This is a genomic window from Paenibacillus sp. FW104-T2, assembly GCF_058789975.1.
The window spans coordinates 101,227-119,445 of sequence record NZ_JBYTCE010000020.1 but is presented as its reverse complement, the minus strand read 5'-3'; the positions used below and the strand labels follow the sequence as shown (position 1 = coordinate 119,445).

The 18,219-nt window shown below is 46.2% G+C and carries 20 protein-coding genes; 14 read left to right on the top strand and 6 right to left on the bottom strand.

Features of this window, described 5'->3' with window-relative positions; translation table 11 throughout:
* Nucleotides 1-1,839, top strand: a complete 1,839-nt coding sequence (locus tag AC3WQ3_RS22530; RefSeq protein ID WP_492473616.1) for an ABC transporter ATP-binding protein — start codon at nt 1-3, stop codon at nt 1,837-1,839.
* A 103-nt stretch (nt 1,840-1,942) separates the two neighbouring features.
* Here AC3WQ3_RS22530 and cysC read toward each other — a convergent pair whose 3' ends face one another.
* Complete coding sequence (gene cysC / locus AC3WQ3_RS22525) at nt 1,943-2,578, bottom strand: adenylyl-sulfate kinase (protein ID WP_127536558.1); 636 nt, start codon at nt 2,576-2,578, stop codon at nt 1,943-1,945.
* Nucleotides 2,579-2,858: 280 nt separating this feature from the next.
* On the opposite strand from cysC, the gene AC3WQ3_RS22520 reads away from it, so the two are divergent.
* Together AC3WQ3_RS22520 and pdaA are read left to right on the top strand one after the other, a co-directional pair.
* A complete protein-coding gene (locus tag AC3WQ3_RS22520; RefSeq protein WP_416297721.1) occupies nt 2,859-3,125 on the top strand; it encodes a hypothetical protein in 267 nt (88 codons plus the stop codon).
* 120 nt (nt 3,126-3,245) lie between these two features.
* Complete coding sequence (gene pdaA / locus AC3WQ3_RS22515; protein WP_419719968.1) at nt 3,246-4,028, top strand: delta-lactam-biosynthetic de-N-acetylase; 783 nt, start codon at nt 3,246-3,248, stop codon at nt 4,026-4,028.
* Between the two features lie 103 nt (nt 4,029-4,131).
* Here pdaA and AC3WQ3_RS22510 read toward each other — a convergent pair whose 3' ends face one another.
* Both AC3WQ3_RS22510 and AC3WQ3_RS22505 read right to left on the bottom strand, forming a co-directional pair.
* A complete protein-coding gene (locus AC3WQ3_RS22510; RefSeq protein WP_492473615.1) occupies nt 4,132-4,980 on the bottom strand; it encodes a DegV family protein in 849 nt (282 codons plus the stop codon).
* Between the two features lie 53 nt (nt 4,981-5,033).
* A complete protein-coding gene (locus AC3WQ3_RS22505) occupies nt 5,034-5,468 on the bottom strand; it encodes a hypothetical protein (RefSeq protein WP_492473613.1) in 435 nt (144 codons plus the stop codon).
* 282 nt (nt 5,469-5,750) lie between these two features.
* On the opposite strand from AC3WQ3_RS22505, the gene AC3WQ3_RS22500 reads away from it, so the two are divergent.
* Complete coding sequence (locus AC3WQ3_RS22500) at nt 5,751-6,137, top strand: DUF423 domain-containing protein (protein ID WP_492473612.1); 387 nt, start codon at nt 5,751-5,753, stop codon at nt 6,135-6,137.
* 140 nt (nt 6,138-6,277) lie between these two features.
* Here the strand turns inward: AC3WQ3_RS22500 and AC3WQ3_RS22495 are convergent, their stop codons facing one another.
* Nucleotides 6,278-6,853: a hypothetical protein gene (locus AC3WQ3_RS22495; protein WP_154895934.1), complete on the bottom strand. Its 576-nt coding sequence runs from the start codon at nt 6,851-6,853 to the stop codon at nt 6,278-6,280.
* 336 nt (nt 6,854-7,189) lie between these two features.
* Between AC3WQ3_RS22495 and AC3WQ3_RS22490 the strand changes: the two genes are divergently transcribed.
* On the top strand, nt 7,190-7,492 hold the full coding sequence (locus AC3WQ3_RS22490) for a YunC family protein (protein ID WP_095288232.1): 303 nt from the start codon (nt 7,190-7,192) through the stop codon (nt 7,490-7,492).
* A 160-nt stretch (nt 7,493-7,652) separates the two neighbouring features.
* Here the strand turns inward: AC3WQ3_RS22490 and mtnA are convergent, their stop codons facing one another.
* Together mtnA and mtnK are read right to left on the bottom strand one after the other, a co-directional pair.
* Entirely contained in the window at nt 7,653-8,726 is a 1,074-nt protein-coding gene (gene mtnA / locus AC3WQ3_RS22485) for an S-methyl-5-thioribose-1-phosphate isomerase (RefSeq protein ID WP_095288231.1), read from the bottom strand.
* A 22-nt stretch (nt 8,727-8,748) separates the two neighbouring features.
* Nucleotides 8,749-9,966 carry an S-methyl-5-thioribose kinase gene (gene mtnK / locus AC3WQ3_RS22480; RefSeq protein ID WP_492473611.1) on the bottom strand — a complete coding sequence of 406 codons (1,218 nt, stop codon included), beginning with the start codon at nt 9,964-9,966 and terminating at the stop codon, nt 8,749-8,751.
* Nucleotides 9,967-10,264: 298 nt separating this feature from the next.
* Here mtnK and AC3WQ3_RS22475 point away from each other — a divergent pair, with 298 nt between their 5' ends.
* The 9 genes from AC3WQ3_RS22475 to AC3WQ3_RS22435 all read left to right on the top strand — a co-directional run bounded on the left by AC3WQ3_RS22475 (nt 10,265) and on the right by AC3WQ3_RS22435 (nt 18,161).
* Nucleotides 10,265-10,726, top strand: a complete 462-nt coding sequence (locus tag AC3WQ3_RS22475; RefSeq protein ID WP_095288229.1) for a Dps family protein — start codon at nt 10,265-10,267, stop codon at nt 10,724-10,726.
* Nucleotides 10,727-10,864: 138 nt separating this feature from the next.
* Nucleotides 10,865-11,440 (top strand): DUF1802 family protein, encoded by a 576-nt coding sequence (locus AC3WQ3_RS22470; RefSeq protein ID WP_127536549.1) that lies wholly within the window; start codon nt 10,865-10,867, stop codon nt 11,438-11,440.
* 365 nt (nt 11,441-11,805) lie between these two features.
* Nucleotides 11,806-12,588 carry a Fe-S cluster assembly ATPase SufC gene (gene sufC / locus AC3WQ3_RS22465; RefSeq protein ID WP_095288227.1) on the top strand — a complete coding sequence of 261 codons (783 nt, stop codon included), beginning with the start codon at nt 11,806-11,808 and terminating at the stop codon, nt 12,586-12,588.
* Nucleotides 12,589-12,612: 24 nt separating this feature from the next.
* A complete protein-coding gene (sufD, locus tag AC3WQ3_RS22460) occupies nt 12,613-13,917 on the top strand; it encodes a Fe-S cluster assembly protein SufD (RefSeq protein WP_336779403.1) in 1,305 nt (434 codons plus the stop codon).
* Nucleotides 13,914-15,134, top strand: a complete 1,221-nt coding sequence (locus AC3WQ3_RS22455) for a cysteine desulfurase (protein WP_336779404.1) — start codon at nt 13,914-13,916, stop codon at nt 15,132-15,134. Before sufD ends, AC3WQ3_RS22455 begins: the two co-directional genes overlap by 4 nt.
* Nucleotides 15,124-15,555 (top strand): Fe-S cluster assembly sulfur transfer protein SufU, encoded by a 432-nt coding sequence (sufU, locus tag AC3WQ3_RS22450; RefSeq protein ID WP_127536547.1) that lies wholly within the window; start codon nt 15,124-15,126, stop codon nt 15,553-15,555. Before AC3WQ3_RS22455 ends, sufU begins: the two co-directional genes overlap by 11 nt.
* A gap of 20 nt (nt 15,556-15,575) precedes the next feature.
* On the top strand, nt 15,576-16,973 hold the full coding sequence (gene sufB, locus AC3WQ3_RS22445; protein WP_095288223.1) for a Fe-S cluster assembly protein SufB: 1,398 nt from the start codon (nt 15,576-15,578) through the stop codon (nt 16,971-16,973).
* Nucleotides 16,974-17,174: 201 nt separating this feature from the next.
* A complete protein-coding gene (locus tag AC3WQ3_RS22440; protein ID WP_492473609.1) occupies nt 17,175-17,897 on the top strand; it encodes a M23 family metallopeptidase in 723 nt (240 codons plus the stop codon).
* 132 nt (nt 17,898-18,029) lie between these two features.
* The gene (locus tag AC3WQ3_RS22435) at nt 18,030-18,161 is read left to right on the top strand and encodes a YjcZ family sporulation protein (RefSeq protein ID WP_212676985.1); all 132 of its coding nucleotides are present in this window, start codon (nt 18,030-18,032) and stop codon (nt 18,159-18,161) included.
* Nucleotides 18,162-18,219: the final 58 nt, after the last annotated feature.

The following is an 18,219-nucleotide window of genomic DNA, read 5'->3' as shown; positions in this document are numbered from 1 at the left end:
ATGATTTCAGAACTTCGATTTTATATGCGCAAGCTTCGTGATGTAACTGGACCCGTTCTCTATTGGAACTTACTAGGCATGATCTGCATTAGTTTAATGGAGGGAATTGGCATTTATATGCTAGTCCCGATGTTAAGTTTGATCGGTATTTTTGACATGGGTACAACCGGTTTACAGTTATCCTGGCTGTCCGAGTGGTTAGGTCGTCTTTCCGACAACAGTCAATTAGTATTGATATTGAGCATTTTCGTGGTTATCCTCTCCGGACAGGCCTGGCTCCAACGCATGCAGACGATTCGAAATACCCGAATTCAACAGCAGTTTATAAGAACTTTGCGACAGGAAACGTACCGGGCCATTATTATGGCCAAATGGTCTTTTTTTCTCCAAAAACGAAAATCCGATTTTAACCATATATTAACGACAGAACTTGCACGAGTCAGTCAAGGCACGAATCTGATCCTGCAAATGGCGGCGTCCTTGATTTTTACAGCGATTCAGATTGGGCTCGCTTTTTGGCTATCTGCGAAGTTAACTGCCATTGTAATCGTCTTTGGACTTCTGTTGTTCTTCGTGCTCAAGAAGTTCGTGCAGCGGGCCAAGCAGATCGGTGATCAGACATCCGAGCTATCCCAGCACTATTACAGTGGTATTACAGAGCATTTTAACGGTATCAAGGATATTAAGAGCAACATGCTTGAGGAGTCGCATATCGGATGGTTTGAAAAAATATGCAAACGCATCGAGCGAAATGTCATTCAATTCAGCCAGTTGAACAGTGGAACACAGCTCATTCACCGCGTATCCTCGGCTGTTATTATTGCCGCCTTCATCTACCTGTCACTGCGTGTTCTTGCTGTACCTCCGGCAAGTTTACTGCTGATCATTCTCATTTTCTCCCGGCTGTGGCCCAGGTTTACATCCATTCAGTCCAATCTGGAGTATATTAGCTCAATGCTGCCCGCCTTTCAGCTCGTCAGAAAGCTGCAGGCTGAAACCAATTTAAGTCGTGAAATTAGTCGTTCTACCACAGGTGCAGGAGCTTCAAACCGGTCCACCGAAAAAGACATTCATCCGATTCAGCCGCTTGAACTGATGCGGTCCATCGAATGTATAAATGTCAATTACCGCTATGAGGGCAGTTCATCTTATTCACTCGAACATGTTAGTGCATCCATTCCTGCGAAAGGGATGACAGCCATTGTGGGTAAATCAGGTGCTGGAAAGAGTACCTTGATTGATCTTATTATGGGGCTTGTCCGTCCAGAAAGTGGGCAAATCCTCATCGATGGTGTTCCACTGTCTGAAGAGCAGTTATTGGCGTGGAGAAGTTCAATTGGATATGTGTCCCAGGATCCATTTCTGTTCCATACAAGCATTCGTGAGAACCTGCGACTGGTTGACCCTGACGCGAGTGAGGAACAGATGTGGCAAGCATTGCAGTTTTCCTCCTCAGCAGCATTTGTCCGCAAACTTCCTCACGGATTGGATACGATGATTGGAGATCGTGGGATTCGTTTATCCGGAGGGGAACGCCAGCGTCTGGTACTGGCAAGAGCGATGCTGCGTAATCCGTCTGTACTCATTTTGGATGAAGCCACAAGTGCGCTGGATAGTGAGAATGAGCAGCACATCCATGAGGCGCTTGAACGACTCAAAGGACATGTTACCATTATTGTAATAGCCCATCGGTTGTCCACGATTCGCACTGCGGATCGGGTGATTGTACTGGAGGAAGGCCGAGTAATCCAGCAGGGAGGGTACCAACAATTATCCACTGACCCGGTAGGAACCTTCAGCAAGTTGTTGAATATGCAGGCCGGTGTTGTAGGGCATTAACAGATGGATAAATCATACTCACGCACATTCAAAAAAGGCACAGGATCGTCACTGTGCCTTTTTTCTATAATGGGTCCATAACCTGAATCCATACGTATTCGGATTAAATCTGACTGGTAGTAGGAGCGAGGGGAAGCTGAAGTGCACCTGTCAATTCCAGGTACTGCACAATCTTTTGAACGGCTTCGTCCAAAGGCAGTTGTTCCGTATCAATAATCAGTGAGGGATCCTCTGGAACATCATAAGGTGCCGAGATTCCGGTAAAATGGGGAATATCCCCGCTGCGTGCTTTTTTGTACAACCCTTTCGGATCGCGCCTTTCACATTCTTCGATGGAACACTGCACATAAATTTCAATAAAATCTTCAGGCTCAAATAATTGTCTGACCATTTCCCGATCCTGTGCATGAGGAGAAATAAAGGCTGAAAGAACGAGTAACCCGGCATCCACCATCAACTTGGCTACTTCACCAATGCGGCGTAAATTTTCTTGTCGATCTTCCGATGTAAAACCAAGATCGCGATTGAGTCCATGACGCACATTGTCTCCATCAAGTACATAACAACGAACGCCTCGGCCATGCAGATGCTGTTCCAAGGCAAATGCAAGTGAGGATTTACCAGCACCGGATAATCCGGTAAACCACAACGCACGGCTGCGATGGCCGTTATGTAGTTCCCGTGCATGCCTGCTTAAACTCGATTGCTGCCAAGTAATATTGCGCTCTTCCTTCGACATGGAAATCCGCCTCTCCAACTCATGATTTGTAATATATTTTAACATATTTACAAGAATATAGCACGATCTATAATGATCTGAGGTTTAGCGTGAACTTCATCATTTTCGGGTATAGAAGTAGTACACCCATAGCAGGAGGAAGAGCAATATGAACGAAAAAATACAGAACATACAGGTTAGCTTTCAATGTGCGGACTGTGAGCATGACATCCTTGTGAGTTTTGCTGCACAACAGATAAGTACCGTACGATGCTCCGGGTGTAATAGGGCTTACACCTTAATGAAACCAACGATTGGGGAAGAGATATTGCTCGATTGGGAGCAAGAGGCGCTATACCATAAGATGCGTGCTGATCGTTCAGAGATGGATTATGACAGCATGTCGGCACTTATTATTAAGGTGATCGAACTGCTGACCTGGCGTGACCGTGGTGACGGGCAAACGAAGGCGATCGAAACGGTCAGGGAATGGTTGTCCTCCAGCGGCAAGCCGCAAACATTAATTGAATTGCTGCATCAACCCGAGCAAAGCAACAAACGATTCTAATGCGGTCATGGCAAGTGTCATGGAAGAGGTACATACATTCGCCGTTCCGGTGGTATATTACCTGAAGGGGCTCGTGATAGGAAGCGACAACCCATTATTCAGGAACAGGAGCGGTTGAATATGAAGCGACTGGTTTTATATATGCTGTTGACTGCCGTAACGGCGTTCAGCATTTTTCCGATGCACACTGAAGCATCGCCCGTTACCGGAGCATATCACTTTGGCTTCAAGAGAAGCCAAAACGGGCAGCTGCCCTCTATTGACCAGGAAGGTTTTAAGTCGATCCTGGAAAACAATGAAGCGATCTTTTTGGGGGATACCAAACAAAAAGAATTGTATCTCACGTTTGATAACGGATATGAGAATGGGTTTACACCTGCCATTCTGGATGTGCTGCGTGATAAGAAAGTTCCTGCCGCATTTTTCGTCACTGGTCATTATTTGAAGGATCAGCCGGAACTGGTAAAGCGCATGGCAGCTGAGGGACATATTGTTGGCAACCATTCCTGGAGCCATCCGGATATGACTCGGGTATCCAACGAAAAGCTGAAAACAGAGCTTGAACAGGTGAAAGCGGAAGTGAATCGCTTAACCGGCCAGCAAGCCACTTTTTTGCGTCCGCCTCGTGGTATTTTCAATAACCGTACGCTTGCGGAGAGCCATGCTCAGGGCTACATCAATGTATTTTGGTCACTGGCTTACAAGGACTGGGATGTCAATGTACAGCGCGGAGCTGACTATGCACGTCAACAGGTGCTCAAACAATTACATCCAGGCGCTGTTATTCTCCTGCATTCAGTCTCCAAAGATAACACAGAGGCACTGGGCTCGATCATAGATGAAGCACGGAAACAAGGATATGCGTTCAAGAGCTTGAATGACTTGAAAACAAAAAGTTATTAGTATAAGAGCAATGTAAAAGGGCATCCTTGGCTGTGTGCAGCCAGGATGCCCTTTATGCGCTTGGTTATCGTCGTTTAACCAACGTTCAACGTGTATTGCTTTTTTACAAAACCGTGTTATAGATGATACCTATTGTTTTGGGTCCGCAATGGCTGCAGATTACACATCCTGCTGTAGTTAATTCAACCCGTCCACCCGTTTGTTCCTGCAGGGATTTCTGCAGCTCAAGTGCATCCTCTTCAGCCATGGTATGTACAACAATGATTAGGTCTGTATCAATCTGATGCTTTTCGCTGAGTGTATTTTGCAGCATTTGATCCAGCGCCTTTTCCCTTTTTCCACGAACCTTGTAGGCTGGTGACATCTTGCCATCTGTTACGCGAATGACGGGGCGAATCTTGAGCAGGCTTCCGATCAGGTTTTGCATGCCTGAACAGCGTCCACCCTTGTGCAGATATTCCAAAGTATCAATCACAAATTCGGTCCGTACATTGGGCTTCACTGATTCAACCAAATGAGTGATTTCTTTCAGGCTCTGACCTTTCTGCGCAGCATGCACTGCCTTCATGACAAGCAGTCCAATGCCGGAGGAAAGATTAAGTGAGTCCACAACAGAGATGCGGCCTTCGGGAAACTCTGAACTTGCCAGCAGTGCGTTTTGATAAGTGGATGATAGCTCAGAAGACAAACTGATATACAGGATGTCGTCCCCTTGTTCTATGTATGGTTGAAAAGCCTTCATGAAATCAGCAGGAGATGGAGCGGCCGTTTTGGGCAGTCGTCCGTCTTTGCTTACGCGCTCATACAGCAGTTCAGGGGTGATCTCAACACCATCCTTCAGGGATTCATCACCGAATACAACGTACAACGGAATAATCCCAATATCGTGAGTTTTAATCCAGTCTGGATTCAGATCACTCGTGCTATCTGCAAAAATTTTGATTCTTGACATGTCGATCTCCTTTAGATACGAGAATTTGGCTAAATGGTTGTGGTCTGGTTGTTTTACGTCATATAAATGCCTGCCAGAATGAGTCCTGCAAATGTAAGGATCATGATACCGTTAAGGATTGTACCGATAATGGGAAATACCTTTTTACGATTTTTAAGCACAAGGCCGATGACTCCGAGAATAAGACCGGCCAGATTTAGAACAAGGCAAACCAGGATAAACAGGGATGCCATCAATACAGCTGGATGCAAAGCAATTTCCTCAACCTGCACAGGTTGTGTTATCGTCCCAAGAGCACTGCTGAGTGCAATGGTGGCGAGGAAGAAGGTCAAAATAAAACCCAAGAGTGCTACCAGTCCAATGACAAAACTTGCGATACCGGGACCTGAATGTTTCGTTCTGATCAGTACGGGATCTGTTGGATCTGCAGGATTGGTCGCAAAGGGATCATTGCTGCCGGCTTGTTCATACGTATTTTGTTGTTCCATGAATATCATATCCCTCCCTACTCGTTATTGATTGTTATTAACCTCATTTAAGCATGGTGATTCTCCTGATGGTTACAGGAGTACAGACCCTTTTACTTTTCCACAACTACCGATAAAAATCAAGGTTTCTCTTTCCTTTATGCCCCATCAGACCAACCTTTCGATCCACATCTCAACGCCATATGTATGGAAGCTCATAATATCCCACTGAACTGGTAAACAGCTCAGAGATTCGCTAAAATAAGCATTAGTGTGACATGACATTAGGGGAGAGAAGTGAAAATGCAACGAGTATGGATGACAGTTGGAGCAATAATGACAATGCTGTCTGTAGCGATTGGCGCGTTCGGTGCCCATATGCTTAAGGAAAAAATCGGTGCAGATGCGATTGCCGTATATGAAACCGGAGTGCAGTATCACATGATTCATGCCCTGGCCCTGTTGATTGTTGGGTTAACAGCCGGTCAACTTGGGGTGTCCTCCAAGCTAAAATGGGCAGCTCGTCTGTTGTTTATCGGTATTATTGTGTTCTCCGGCAGCTTGTATGTACTTAGTATTACGGGCATCAAAGTTTTAGGTGCCATTACACCTATTGGTGGAGTTGCTTTTATTGCTGGATGGCTGTTCTTTGCCTTGGATGTGTGGCAACGAGGGAAAGAGCGCTCCTAATTAGGGTGTGACTACCCAACTGGTCAATTGTCCGCGAGAAGTAGGAACCAGCTTACCTGGGAATGGAAAAAGCAGCTTACGAGGAATAATGTGAAATTTCCACGTAAGCTGCTTTTTTTTGGTTTGCGTTCGTAATGGATCTACAAAAACTCGTCAATTTCATTCGTTCGGAATGAGTAGACCTGTTTTTCATCTACATGGTAGACACTTACAATGCTGTTATCCCGATCAAAATTCAAAATGCGGCATGGAATACTCTGATGTTTGCCGTTCTTGTTGTTGACCACAATTCGGGTAAGCCGGTTTTCCTTAATGAGGGTATCAATCCATTCATCAAAGGAATTTCCCTGAGAAGAACTGGCCGACTCTGGTGCAGCTAAATTCTGAGAAGAAACCGTTTCCTTTTGGTCTTGTGGTTTTGCCGAGTTTGATGAATTTGTTGATTGATTCGATGGAGCTGTTTTCAGTCCGCTCAATTGAGATTTTTTCCGTTCGTGGTGAAGGGAGGTGATCGAATCTTTCCTGGACTGGATCGTTGCTTCAATAATCTTGCCAAGCTCTAAGCCAGATTGAATGCGAAAGTCCGCAATTTGTTCCTCTTTGTTCATGAGCTCCAACAGGGACTGTAGCGCCAAGGCATTCGAGCGGCTTTTGATAAGAATGTCGACATTAAATAAAAAGCCAACTTCTTCTCCGTTGGATAAGGTTTCCTTCATTCATCCCAGCCCCGTTTGTAGATATGTCAGTCGATAAATACGCTTCAATTCACTATATCATTAATGTGGCAATAATCATAGTACTAGAGGCGCAGAAAATAACGAGCAACACTGCGAAGCTGAAACAGTTTTCATATGGCCAGATACATATTCTGCATCTATTTAATGTTATGAGATGTCGTGAGAGATTTAGTATGAATTTTAATGGATCCTTTTTAAATTTAAAGTGACCTTTTTAAGGCTTTTAGTTTGTTTTCCGCAGGTGTCCACACCGAGAATCGGAATGGGGCATACAATTATCCTGACCTGCGGGAATAGGAGGTGGATCGTGAGATTATGGTGAGCATGGAGCCGATTGTAGTTGGAGAGCATGTGCTGGTTGGGGTGGAAGTGAAGTTACCCAAAACGACGTTACTGACAATCAACACATCCAAAGGATATATCATGTGTGGAGCACTTGATGTCGGATTACTTAACGAAAAGCTTGGGGATCGCAAAATTATTGCAGCTCGAGCGGTTGGTGTGCGAACACTGGAACAGCTGTTACATGCGCCGATGGAGTCCGTTACAACCGAAGCTGAAGCGATGGGCATAACGGTTGGTATGACAGGTGTAGAGGCATTGCTAAAGATGATCTGAACCGGGATAACGTCCGATGAAACGAAGTGAGCAGCTGAGATAGCTTGGAAACAGTGCTGTTTATGGCTCGACTGAAGTCTGCAAGGGTTTTATAAGAAAAAGTAAAAAGGGCCACTTAGGGGCCCTTTTTTTATGTGCAGCATCTAAGTCAGATGTTACTTTATACTTCTTCCTTGGCAAACAAGGCAGCTAGGTTTTCTTTGAACGGAGCACGCACGACACCTTTTTCCGTAATAATTGCTGTTACATACTCATTAGGCGTTACATCAAATGCAGGGTTAAATACCTTCACCCCTTGTGGTGCTGTACGTTTGCCAAAGCCTTCGGTTACTTCCTCGGCAGAACGCTCCTCAATCGGGATGAGATCCCCGGAAGGTGTGGACAAGTCAATGGTGGACAGCGGGCTGGCCACATAAAACGGAATATTGTGCGCTTTGGCAAGTACCGCTACGCTGTAGGTTCCGATTTTGTTCGCCACATCACCGTTTGCCGCGACGCGGTCTGTACCAACGATAACGGCTTGGATCCATCCTTTGGACATCACCATACCTGCCATATTGTCACACAGAAGGGTAACATCGATACCCGCTTGCTGCAGTTCAAATGCGGTAAGCCGTGCACCTTGAAGAACAGGACGAGTTTCATCTGCAAAAACTTTGAGTTGAATGCCACGTTCCTGAGCGAGATACATTGGCGCGGTTGCCGTGCCGTATTTGGCTGTGGCAAGTCCACCAGCGTTGCAGTGCGTAAGCACACCCATACCATCTTCGAAGAGTGGAAGGGCATGTTCTCCGATCATCCGGCAAACCTCTTCATCTTCTTTTTGAATCAGGAGAGCTTCTGCTTCGAGTGCAGCATTGCTATCTTCGATACCTGTTCCAGCTTCAGCCAGATCACTTGCCTTTTGCATCATTCGATCCAGTGCCCAGAACAGATTCACCGCTGTTGGGCGTGAAGTGGCCAGATGGGCGCAAGTGGATTTTACATGATCAAGCCAGCCTTGAATGAAAAGTCCATCGTAAGCTTTAGCCCCCAACACGACACCGAACGCAGCAGCGATTCCGATAGCTGGAGCACCGCGGACTTTCATCGAGTGAATCGCTTCCCACACTTCTTCAGGCGTGTATAGCTTAAGCATCAAAATCGTTTCGGGCAGAAGGCGTTGATCAAGCATTTCAAGCTTGTCCTGTTTCCAATTGAGGGAGGACAGAGGCTTATGTTCAGGGGTTGTCATGGATGTTCCTCCGTTCCTAAGTTTAAACTTTGATTGAGGAGATGGCTGTGGACACAAGGTCCAGCACTTCACCAATGGTATTCAGTCGACGGTTGCTCTTGATTAACGTTTTACCAATAGCAAGTGCTTTGCGCTGAGCACGTTCACGTTCTGTAGCATCCTGAATCGTATCAATATCTGCCACGTGGGCAAGGCCGACAATGCGGCGTACCATTTTCGCACCCGCGAAGCCAATGGAATCTCTGAACAATTGTTGTACATAAAGGTCTTGATATCCCGGGGCCTTCGCCATTGGATCAACGAGATCAGATTCCCATAATGCACGGAAGCGGGTCTCAAATTCATTCCATACATCACGAACCATATCAAGCAACAGCGTTTCACGGTCACGCAGTGCGTTTTCATCCTGAATCCAACCTGGCAGAGAAGCATAGTTCAAAAGCAGGTTGGCGAGTACAGCACCCACGTCGAATCCCATTGGACCATAGTAGGCAAACTCGGGATCAATAACTTTGGTCGATTCTGGTGTGACAAAAATACTTCCCGTATGAAGGTCACCATGAAGCAGAGCTTGTCCATGTGTGAGGAATTTTTCCCGAAGCAGGGCCACTTCCAGATGCAATGGTCCGTCTGTGCGAAGGGCTTCAGCCTCGTCCTCAATGGAAGCTTCATAATTGTTTTTCTCAGCGATCCGGTATGGTTCGTCAAAGATCAGATCTTCCGTGATTTTACACTGATCCGGATTCACGAATCGACCCTGCTTTTCCTTCTTCAACTGTTGATTCATGCCGAGATCGGATGTGAAGAAAAGCGTTCTTGCCATGAATTCTCCAATATGCTGTGCGAAGAGAGGGTATGTGACACCTTCAATGAGGCCTTTGCGCATAATCACATGATCACTGAGATCTTCCATAACCGTCAACGCGAGATCATCATCATAGTGGTACACTTCTGGCACCATCCCCGGGCAGAGACGATACTCTTCCTGCAGAATTTCACGTTCAATGCGGGCACGAACCAGAGACAGAGGCCAAGATTCACCAACCACTTTCGCATAAGGAAGGGCCTGTTTGATAATGATACTTTTATCGGAGTTCTGATCCGTGATATGGAAAACCAAATTCAGATTACCGTCTCCGATCTCACGGCATTCCAGATTTGCATCTGCCGTAAATGGACCCGGTAAGGTTTTGGCCAGCTCGATTGCTTCTTGGGGGGTTAACGGGTGATATTGAGACAAGGATGCCACCTCCATATATATGAAGAAACAGGAAAACCCACTTCTTTGCTTGGTATAAGTCAGTATATCGGAATTAACCCGTTTTTTGTACCCTTTTTTTAAGGCGAGCCCTGTGCGACTTGTTTCGAAGCTGGTGTGCCAGGGTAAAAACAAATAGGCCGGACGGTTCACAATTTACCGCCTACAAGGCCAGCCGCTATGCAGCGGTGACGAACTGTTTAACTCTCTGTTATGTAAGGCAGATTCATCTGTCAACACTACATAATAGACTAATTTTATAATAAAGGATGGGATTCACATGGCTACAAAAAACAAAACAGATCAAGCGAAATCAGTAGAACAAGTACTTAATCGTCAGGTAGCTAACCTGAACGTCCTGTACGTCAAAATCCATAACTATCACTGGTATGTAAAAGGACCAAACTTTTTCACGCTGCATGTGAAATTTGAAGAGTTCTATAATGAAGTTACTGTACAAATGGATGAAATCGCTGAGCGTATTCTTACGCTTAAAGGCAGCCCTGCTGCTACCATGAAAGAGTATCTGGAGCTCGCTTCCATCCAGGAAGCTGCAGGTGGCGAAGATGCAAAAACAATGGTGCAAAACCTGATCGAGGACTTTGCTACGCTGTCCAATGAGTACCAGGAAGGTATCGAAGTAGCGGAAGCTGCAGAAGACCAGCCGACATCCGACATGCTGACCGGTTTCAAAGCCGATCTGGAGAAACACATGTGGATGCTGCGTTCATTCTTGGGTTAAGCCACAGTTATAGAGCCGTGTAATAAAGTTAATGTCTTCTATAAAGGAGCACTTCTCAAACCCTTGATCTTATGCTGTTGTCAGGAATAGACAAAGCGTCTATACTGCTGACAAGACAGATTACGGGAGGAGATCCGCATGTTAGGCACAACGATACCGGCATTAAAAGAGTGGGCTTCCGCAATTAAAGCGCTGGAAAACGGTCGCCAGATTCTGGTGATGCGCAAAGGCGGTATTGTGGAGGAAACCAGACATTTTGAGCTGAAAAGTCCGGCATTTTATCTGTATCCGACTTATGAACATCAGCGTAAAGAACTGATTAAGTCCTCAGATCATTCATATGTTGAAGAATCACTGGCCGAATGGGTGCCCGAAGCTTCGACAATCCGCATCACTGCATATGCCGAAGTGATTCAGGATTTGGAGATCAGAGATCAGGAGATGCTGGACCGACTTCATGACTTTCATATGTGGACATCGGATTTTGCCGAAGACCGCTTGAAGTGGAAACGGAAAGATCCGTTACATGTATTGATACTCCGTGTGTACCGTTTGAATGAACCGATGGAAATACCGGTGCTGCCCGAATATAATGGGTGCCGTTCCTGGATTTCCATTCCGAATGGTCCGGTGCCGCGCGAAATGACGCCGGTGGTGGATGTTGCGGATTTTGACGAACAGGTACAGAAGATTAACGATATGCTCAAAATATAAAATGAAATAAGGAAGGGCTTGTCCAGATTATGGATAAGCCCTTTTTGGCAGATTAATATGGAATGAAATAATGAATAACAGTGATTTTTCTCACTGTGAGTTGGAAGAAATAACGGTTTCTCATTTGATTCAAACCCGCTTTTATTATAGAATCAGGTAGAATCATATTTCCTGAGAGGACAAGTGTTCTCGGAAATGACTTGATAATCAATGAGAATCAGTTTAGAATTATTCTAAAGTGATTATTGCTTTGGAAATTGCGGTACTTGTAGAAATTCAGGGGAAGCCCTGTTCAGATATTTAATAGGCGCTTTTTCGTTTTCGACAGCAAACATCAATTTAATCAATGGAGGGAAACAATACACATGGCTACGAATTTCGTCATTGAAGGTCTGAAAGCGACGATCGAAGGTAAAGAAATCCTGAAAGGCATTAACCTGGAAATGAAAGGTGGAGAAATCCACGCAATCATGGGTCCGAACGGAACAGGTAAATCCACATTGGCATCGGCTCTGATGGGTCACCCTAAATATGAAGTTACAGACGGTACAGTAACCCTTGATGGTGAAGATGTACTGGACATGGCAGTAGATGAGCGTGCGCGTGCAGGTCTATTCCTGGCTATGCAATATCCAAGCGAAATCGCAGGCGTAACGAACTCCGACTTCCTGCGCAGTGCAATTAACGCACGCCGCGGTGAAGGTAACGAGATCTCCCTGATCAAGTTCATTCGTCAAATGGAAGGCAAAATGAAAGAACTCGACATGAACCCAGAGTTTGCACACCGTTACCTGAACGAAGGTTTCTCCGGTGGTGAGAAAAAACGTAACGAGATTCTGCAAATGATGCTGCTTGATCCAAAAATCGTAGTTCTTGATGAGATTGACTCCGGTCTGGATATCGACGCTCTGAAAATTGTAGCAAATGGTGTAAACGCAATGAAGAGCGAAGATCGTGGATTCCTCATCATCACTCACTATCAGCGTTTGTTGAACTACATCACACCTGATTATGTGCACGTTATGATGCAAGGTCGTATCGTGAAATCCGGCGGACCTGAACTGGCTCACCGTCTGGAAGCAGAGGGATATGACTGGGTTAAGGAAGAGCTGGGAATCACGGATGAAACTGTAGGCCAAGAAGCGTAAAGACAAAACGGAGGAGGATAATCGATGACTACACAAACAATTCTTCCGGTTGAATCTGAAGCGCTTCGCGCCTTGTCGGAAAGTAACAACGAACCCGGCTGGTTGACCGAGCAGCGGCTTGAAGCCCTTAAGCTTGCAAGTGGTCTTGCGCTTCCTAAACTGGAAAAACAAAAAATAGAACGCTGGAATGTCAGCGAATATGGCACATATAAAGCAAGTGAGGCTATTTCTTCTCTGGAAGAAGTACCTGCTTCGATTAAAGATCTCGTTCAGGATCAAGCTGAAGGCAGTCTGGTTATCCAGCGCAATTCTGGCACAGTATACTCCAAGGTATCTGCTGATTTGGCAGCCAAAGGCGTTATTTTCACGGATCTGGCTACTGCGGTTCGCGAGCATGGCGATCTGGTAAAACCTTACCTGAACACAGCTGTGAAGGCAGAGGAGCATTCCCTTGCCGCTCTGCATGCGGCTCTCTGGAACGGTGGAGTATTCCTGTATGTTCCTAAAAATGTGGAAATTGAAGTTCCGCTTCAAGCTGTTTTGCTCACAGATGATGCAACTGCAACATTTGCACCTCATGTCCTCGTTGTTGCTGAAGCGAACAGCTCTGTAACTTACGTTGACAACTATGTTTCCGGCGAACTGTCCGCACCTGTTTTCCATAACGGTGTCGTGGAAGTCTTCGTAAAATCCGGTGCAAAAGTACGTTTCGCGTCTGTTCATCAGCTATCTACGAATGTTACTGATGTTTCCTTCCGCCGTGCAGTGGTTGAGAACGATGGAACAATCGAGTGGATCGTTGGTGAAATGAACAACGGCGATACAGCCAGCAACACGATGTCCGTGCTGAAAGGCAATGGCTCCAGCTCGGATTCGAAAGTCATCGCTGTTGGTTCCGGATCCCAAAAAATCAACTACACTACAGAAGCTCGTCACTTCGGCAAAAACACGCCGAGCCAGATGATTACTCGCGCAGTTATGCGTGAAGAAGCTTCTGCCATCATCAACGGAATCACGAAAATTGAGAAAGGTGCAACCAAAGCGGACGGTCAGCAAACAGAGAAAGTACTGATGCTGAGCCCGAAAGCACGCGGAGATGCCAACCCAATCCTTCTGATCGACGAGGACGATGTTACAGCAGGTCACGCGGCTTCCGTAGGTCAAGTCAATGCTGAACAGATCCATTACTTGATGTCTCGCGGGATTAACCGTACGGATGCTGAACGTCTGATTATTTACGGCTTCCTGGCTCCGGTGGTGGCGGATATTCCTCTGGAAGCACTGCGTACCCAATTGCAGTCCCTTATTGAACGGAAACTGGGACAATGAACCCGTCCATCCGCGAGCAGTTCCCGATCCTCCACCAGGAAATTAACGGACACCCGCTCGTATATTTAGATAACGCAGCGACTTCCCAGAAGCCGCTGGCCGTTATCAATGCGATTAAGCATTATTATGAATTTGAGAACTCCAATGTGCATCGCGGTGTGCATACACTTGGAAGCCGGGCTACGGATGCCTATGAAGGTGCACGCGAAAAGGTTGCCAAGTTTATCAACGCACGTCGTACACAGGAGATCATTTTCACCCGTGGGACAACAACAGCCCTCAATTTGGTGGCTTCGTCCTACGGCCGGTCTGTCTGCAAAGAAGGCGACGAGATCGTTATCACACCGATGGAACATCACAGCAACCTAATTCCTTGGCAGCAGGTAGCCAAGGAGACAGGTGCAACATTGAAATACATTCCCCTTCAGCCCGATGGCAATATCGATTTGGCAGATGTGGAGAAGACGATTACGAACAAAACAAAAATTGTAGCAATCGCATATGTATCCAATGTCATGGGTGTCATTCATCCGGTAAAACAAATTGCTGAAATTGCACACCGCAATGGCGCTGTCATTGTTGTAGATGGCGCACAGAGCACTCCGCATATGAAGGTGGACGTACAGGATCTCGACTGTGATTTCTATGCATTGTCTGGTCACAAAATGTGCGGACCAACCGGAATCGGTGCACTTTACGGCAAAAAGGCGCTGCTGGAGTCCATGGAACCGGTTGAGTTCGGCGGTGAAATGATTGATGAGGTTGGTCTCTATGAATCCAATTGGAAAGAGCTTCCGTGGAAATTCGAAGGCGGAACCCCTATTATCGCAGGTGCGGTAGGTCTGGGTGCAGCCATCGATTTTCTGGAGCAGATTGGCATGGATGAGATTGCCCATCATGAAAGTGTATTGGCAGCTTATGCAACAGAACGTATGGCAGAGATTGACGGGCTGACCATCTATGGTCCAGCGAAACGTCATGTTGGTGTGGTCACCTTCAACCTGGGGGATGTACATCCACATGATGTGGCAACTGTACTGGATGCGAGTGGGGTAGCCATTCGTGCCGGACACCACTGCTGCCAGCCGCTTATGCGCTGGCTGCAAGTCAGCTCAACAGCTCGTGCCAGCTTCTATCTATATAATAATGAACAAGATGTGGACCGGCTTGTCAGCGCCTTAATTCAGACAAAGGAGTATTTTGGCGATGCAACTTGATGATCTGTACCGGCGTGTTATAATGGACCACTACAAAAATCCGCGTAATCGCGGAACGTTTGATAATGACGCTGTCACGGTGAATTTGAACAATCCTACGTGCGGCGACCGGATTTCATTGCAGCTTTTACTGAAAGACGGAATCGTCCAGGAAGCCAAGTATACGGGTGAAGGCTGTTCCATCAGCATGTCGTCGGCGTCCATGATGACCGATGCTGTGAAAGGCAAATCGATGGAACAGGCGCTCGATATGGCTGACCGTTTTTCCTCACTGATGAAAGGGGAAGAAGTCGATTTCGACGATTATGAAGATCTCGAAGCCCTATCCGGTGTGAACAAGTTCCCTGCACGCATCAAATGTGCCACTCTGGCCTGGAATGCTTTACGCAAAGGAATTGACGAAGAGGACAATGTACAATAACGATAGGGAGGTAGAGCAAGATGGCTAAAAAAGCACCAGAAATGGAAGAGTATAAATATGGTTTTCGCGACGAGCACAAATCCATCTTTCAAACCGGTAAAGGTCTGACTGCAGAAGTCGTTACCGAAATTTCCCGGATTAAAAACGAACCGGAGTGGATGCTCGAGTTCCGATTGAAAGCATTGAAACAATTCGAGAAAATGCCAATGCCAAAATGGGGCGGAGATCTCGACGAGCTGGATTTCAACGATATCCAGTACTATGTTCGTCCTTCTGAAAAACAAGGAAAAACATGGGAAGAGGTACCTTCCGAAATCAAGGAAACCTTTGATAAACTGGGTATTCCTGAAGCAGAGCAAAAGTTCCTTGCAGGGGTATCGGCTCAGTATGAATCTGAGGTTGTATACCACAACATGCAAAAGGAACTTGAAGATCAAGGCGTAATCTTCATGGATACCGATACGGCTCTTAGAGAGCACCCGGAAATCCTGCGTGAATACTTCGCTACTGTAATTCCGCCAGCGGACAACAAATTTGCAGCACTGAACAGTGCCGTATGGTCCGGAGGAAGCTTCATCTACGTGCCTAAGGGCGTTAAATGTGAAGTGCCTCTGCAAGCCTATTTCCGGATTAACTCCGAGAATATGGGACAATTCGAGCGTACACTGATCATTGCAGACGAAGACAGCTTCGTTCACTATGTTGAGGGCTGTACAGCTCCAATTTACAGCACGAACTCACTTCACAGTGCCGTGGTTGAGATCATCTGTAAGAAAAATGCCCGTGTCCGTTACACAACGATCCAAAACTGGGCACCAAACATCTACAACCTGGTTACCAAACGTGCAGTTGCTGAAGAAAATGCTACCATGGAATGGGTCGATGGTAACATCGGTTCCAAACTGACGATGAAATATCCAGCCGTTGTTCTGAAAGGCCGTGGAGCAAAAGGTTCCGTACTTTCCATCGCTGTAGCTGGTAAAAATCAGCATCAGGATGCAGGTGCGAAAATGATCCACTTGGCTCCAGACACGACTTCAACAATTGTATCCAAATCCATCAGTAAGCATGGTGGTAAAGTAACCTACCGTGGTCTGGCTTCCTTTGGTCGTCAAGCAGAAGGTGCCAAGTCCAATATCAAATGTGATACGCTCATCCTGGATAATGAGTCCACATCGGATACAATTCCTTACAATGAAATCATGAATGACAACATAATGCTGGAGCATGAAGCTACGGTATCGAAAGTATCTGAGGACCAACTCTTCTATCTGATGAGCCGTGGTCTGACCGAAGCTGAAGCAACACAAATGATCATCATGGGCTTCATTGAGCCGTTCACTAAGGAATTGCCAATGGAATATGCGGTAGAAATGAACAGATTGATCAAATTCGAAATGGAAGGCAGCATTGGTTAATTGCTGCATGCACAAGGATCGGGGGATTTCCTCCGGTCCTTGTTTTTTTGTGCACAATAATAATCCAATTTATATGAAAAAGCGGACTTGTATGGCAGAGAACCGGATGGTTGAATCGCTGTTTTTCGCATAAAATAGGTTTAACAGCACAAGCGATTTCATAGATTGCTGCATCTATTGATAGAAAAGGATGGTGAATCTATGAGCTTTAATCCTTTTGTAGGATATCGCATTACAAGTTCGTTTGGTTATCGCATTCATCCCATTCATGGTGGACAAACGTTCCATCGGGGAATTGACCTCGTCACAGAACCCTGGAATGGCCCTGTATACGCCTTTATGGAAGGGACCGTACGATTTGCCGCTGAAGGAGCTACGGGCTCCGGATTCGGCGGTTATGGGCTTACAGTGGCTGTCCAGGATCATCGTGGGTATCTGCATTGTTACGCCCATCTATCGCGAATTGCGGTAAGGGTAGGTCAGCAAGTGAAACGAGGTCAGCTCTTAGGTAATCAAGGGAGTACAGGACAGAGCACCGGACCCCATGTCCATTATGAGATTCGCAAAGCGAGTACCCCGTCTTACGGGTATACAGCCAGTGTGGATGGAGTGGTTGAGCCTGGAGCATATTTGCAAGCGGAATTCGGTTCCACATCTGAAGAGCAGGAGGCTCTGCCGATGACAAGTGAAGAGAAGAAAGCTTTTGAAGCGATGGAGAAGACGCTGGAAGCTCAGGCGTCTTGGATCGCGCAGCAGAAGAATCTATCCAGTATGCCCTGTCCGCCTTGGGCAGCTGAAGCATATCATTACTATCGTCCTTATATCATGACGGATACAGGCAGTTACGACTTCTGGAGAATGCTGGTTATTATGTATCGCAAGGAAAAAGGAATTCAGGTCTCGTCCGATTCGGGAAAACAATAAGGGCCAGCGTGCTGATTGCGATTCGTATTGAAGCAGGCAAAAAAACATTTATCGAATATTGCCATTTCGCCCGGTTCGCTTACCCTGCAAGATCATATGTTAGGGTATACCTGATGAAGAGGAGGCAATCACATGAGCGAGGTAGGATATGGTTGTGGTGGCAATGTTGGCGGCGTAGGTGGATACAACCCATTCACATCGGTAGGCGCAATATTGGTATTGTTCATTCTGTTGGTTATCATCACTAAAGCATTCTGCGTTTAATACGCGCATCAAACCTGATTAAAGCAAAAGGGAAGCCGAAAAATCGGCTTCCCTTTTT